The following is a 2,211-nucleotide window of genomic DNA, read 5'->3' as shown; positions in this document are numbered from 1 at the left end:
CACCGCGATGACCTACGTCCAGCCAGTCGGGGGACCGGTCCGTCCTCAGCCCTGGCGGGCCTTGGAACGGGGGTCCTTCTTGTTGATCACGTAGACCACGCCGCGTCGGCGGACCACCTGGGCGCCGGGCCTGGCCTTCAGTGCACGCAAGGAGTTGCGCACCTTCATGTCTCTGTCCTCCTCGGGTCAGCCGCGGGCGGTGGCGGTGCGGCCGTAGCGGCGCTCGAAGCGCTCCACCCGGCCGGCGCTGTCCAGGACCCGTGTCCGGCCGGTGTAGAAGGGGTGCGACGCCGACGAGACCTCGACGTCGATCAGCGGGTAGGTGTTGCCGTCCTCCCACTCGATCGTCCGGGACGAGTCGGCGGTGGAGCGGGTGAGGAACGCGGTGTCCGCGGCGCGGTCGCGGAAGACCACGAACCGGGAGTCGGGATGGATGCGGGACTTCATGGGGTTCCTTCCAGGGGCGGTGGGGTGTTTCGCGTCAACGCTCTTCGCGGAAGTCCACGTGGGCGCCGGCCACCGGGTCGTACTTGCGCAGGACCAGCCGGTCGGGGTCGTTCCGGCGGTTCTTGCGGGTCACGTAGGTGACGCCGGTCCCGGCCGTCGACTTCAGCCTGACGACGGGACGCGCGGTGCTGCGTGCCATGAGGTCCTCCCTTTCTCCACGCCCGGAGTTCGTGATCCGAGCATGTCAATCACGACCGGTCCAACAACGCCCCCCGCCGTCGCATTCCCGGGGTGCGTCCCAGGTCGCGGGGCCGGCTAGCGCAGCAGCAGTTGCAGGCCGCCCACGATCGTCGCCGCGATGACGAGCTGCTCGAACAGCCGCTGGTTGATCCGGTTCACGGCCCACTTCCCGAGGAACGCGCCGGGGACGACGAACGCCACGAGCGCCGCGTCGAGCAGCAGCGAGTTGCCGTCGATCAGGCCGAGCCCGGCGCTGAAGGGGACCTTGGAGACGTTCACGATCAGGAAGAAGAACGCCGACGTACCGAGGAAGCCGAGTTTGCGGAAGCCGGCCGACAGCAGGTACATCGACATCACCGGGCCGCCCGCGTTGGCGACCATCGTGGTGAAGCCGCCGAGGACACCGTACGAACCGGCCTTCGCCCGGCCCGCCCGGGTGGTGACCTCGTCCGGGTCGTCCGGCCGGTCGGCGGTGCGCCGCCGCCACAGCGTGACCCCGGCCATCAGCAGCAGGATCGCACCGATCGAGGTCCGGACGACCCCGTCGCCGGCCCACACCAGGAACAGGGTGCCGACCACCACTCCCACCGCCACCGCCGGGAACAGCCGCCACAGCGTCGGCCAGTGGGCGTGCCTCCGGTAGGTGGCGACGGCCAGTAGGTCGCCCGCGATGAGCAGCGGGAGCAGGACGCCGGTGGAGGCGCGGGCCGGCAGGACCGCGGCGAAGACGGCGAGGCTGACGGTGTTGGCGCCGCTGACGGCGGTCTTGGAGAAGCCGACGAGAAGTGCGGCGAGTGCCAGGGCGGCGAACCCCCAGCCGGATATGTGCCAGAGCGTCATCGTGTTCATGCGGAGACCGATGTTATGTCCGGACAAGCCACCGCGGTAAGTACCGTCTCGCCGATCGGCCCCGGTGGGCGTTTGCGCCTGGTCGGCGAGGGCACCCGGGGTCTCACGACCGCTCAGAACGAGCCGCTCAGAACGAAAGGAAGACGCGCGCCATGACCGTCGTGAAGAGCACGCTGCCCGACGGGGCACTTCAGGTCACCGGGACGGCTCTGCAGGAGACGCTGGTGGATCTGCTGGGGCTGTCGCTGGTCGGGAAGCAGGCCCACTGGAACATCGTGGGTCCGCGCTTCCGTTCGATCCACCTCCAGCTGGACGAGGTGGTCGCCTCCGCACGCGCCTACTCGGACACGGTCGCGGAACGTGCCGCCGCCCTGGGCGTGCCGCCGGACGGCCGTCCGGAGACCATCGCGGCGGCCTTCGCGCTGCCCGGTGCGAAGGATGGCTGGCTGCGGGACGACGAGGTCGTGGAGCTGATGGTGCGAACGCTGGAGTCGGCGATCGGACGGCTGCGCGAGCGGATCGCCGCGACCGACGAACCCGACCCGGTCACCCAGGATCTGCTGATCACCATCACCGCCGACCTGGAGAAGCAGCGCTGGATGTTCGCGGCCGAGAACAGCTGAGCGCCGGACGGCCCGACAGACCCTCCCCCTCCCTCGAACCGGTCCGACGTGC

At 70.1% G+C, this 2,211-nt stretch carries 5 protein-coding genes; 1 reads left to right on the top strand and 4 read right to left on the bottom strand.

Translation table 11 applies throughout. The annotated features are described in order from the left end of the window. Nucleotides 1-45: 45 nt before the first annotated feature. The 4 genes from ykgO to ABZ646_RS45450 all read right to left on the bottom strand — a co-directional run bounded on the left by ykgO (nt 46) and on the right by ABZ646_RS45450 (nt 1,536). Entirely contained in the window at nt 46-168 is a 123-nt protein-coding gene (gene ykgO / locus ABZ646_RS45465; RefSeq protein WP_360533338.1) for a type B 50S ribosomal protein L36, read from the bottom strand. A gap of 18 nt (nt 169-186) precedes the next feature. Further along, nucleotides 187-447, bottom strand: coding sequence for a type B 50S ribosomal protein L31 (locus ABZ646_RS45460; protein ID WP_360533335.1), 261 nt, complete (start codon nt 445-447; stop codon nt 187-189). A 34-nt stretch (nt 448-481) separates the two neighbouring features. Continuing rightward, complete coding sequence (rpmG, locus tag ABZ646_RS45455; protein WP_046728127.1) at nt 482-646, bottom strand: 50S ribosomal protein L33; 165 nt, start codon at nt 644-646, stop codon at nt 482-484. A gap of 116 nt (nt 647-762) precedes the next feature. Then, a complete protein-coding gene (locus ABZ646_RS45450) occupies nt 763-1,536 on the bottom strand; it encodes a sulfite exporter TauE/SafE family protein (protein WP_360533332.1) in 774 nt (257 codons plus the stop codon). Nucleotides 1,537-1,688: 152 nt separating this feature from the next. Here ABZ646_RS45450 and ABZ646_RS45445 point away from each other — a divergent pair, with 152 nt between their 5' ends. Continuing rightward, nucleotides 1,689-2,159 carry a DNA starvation/stationary phase protection protein gene (locus ABZ646_RS45445; protein ID WP_360533329.1) on the top strand — a complete coding sequence of 157 codons (471 nt, stop codon included), beginning with the start codon at nt 1,689-1,691 and terminating at the stop codon, nt 2,157-2,159. Nucleotides 2,160-2,211: the final 52 nt, after the last annotated feature.

The organism is Streptomyces sp. NPDC007162 (assembly GCF_040634175.1).
Classification (GTDB): Bacteria; Actinomycetota; Actinomycetes; order Streptomycetales; family Streptomycetaceae; genus Streptomyces.
The sequence above is the reverse complement of the archived record's forward strand: the minus strand, read 5'-3'. Positions and strand labels throughout refer to the sequence as shown.

Bases quoted from the DNA above. Each gene is read 5' to 3' on its own strand.
- ykgO (WP_360533338.1), bottom strand. From the start codon at position 168: ATGAAGGTGCGCAACTCCTTGCGTGCACTGAAGGCCAGGCCCGGCGCC.
- ABZ646_RS45460 (WP_360533335.1), bottom strand. From the start codon at position 447: ATGAAGTCCCGCATCCATCCCGACTCCCGGTTCGTGGTCTTCCGCGAC.
- rpmG (WP_046728127.1), bottom strand. From the start codon at position 646: ATGGCACGCAGCACCGCGCGTCCCGTCGTCAGGCTGAAGTCGACGGCC.
- ABZ646_RS45450 (WP_360533332.1), bottom strand. From the start codon at position 1,536: ATGAACACGATGACGCTCTGGCACATATCCGGCTGGGGGTTCGCCGCC.
- ABZ646_RS45445 (WP_360533329.1), top strand. From the start codon at position 1,689: ATGACCGTCGTGAAGAGCACGCTGCCCGACGGGGCACTTCAGGTCACC.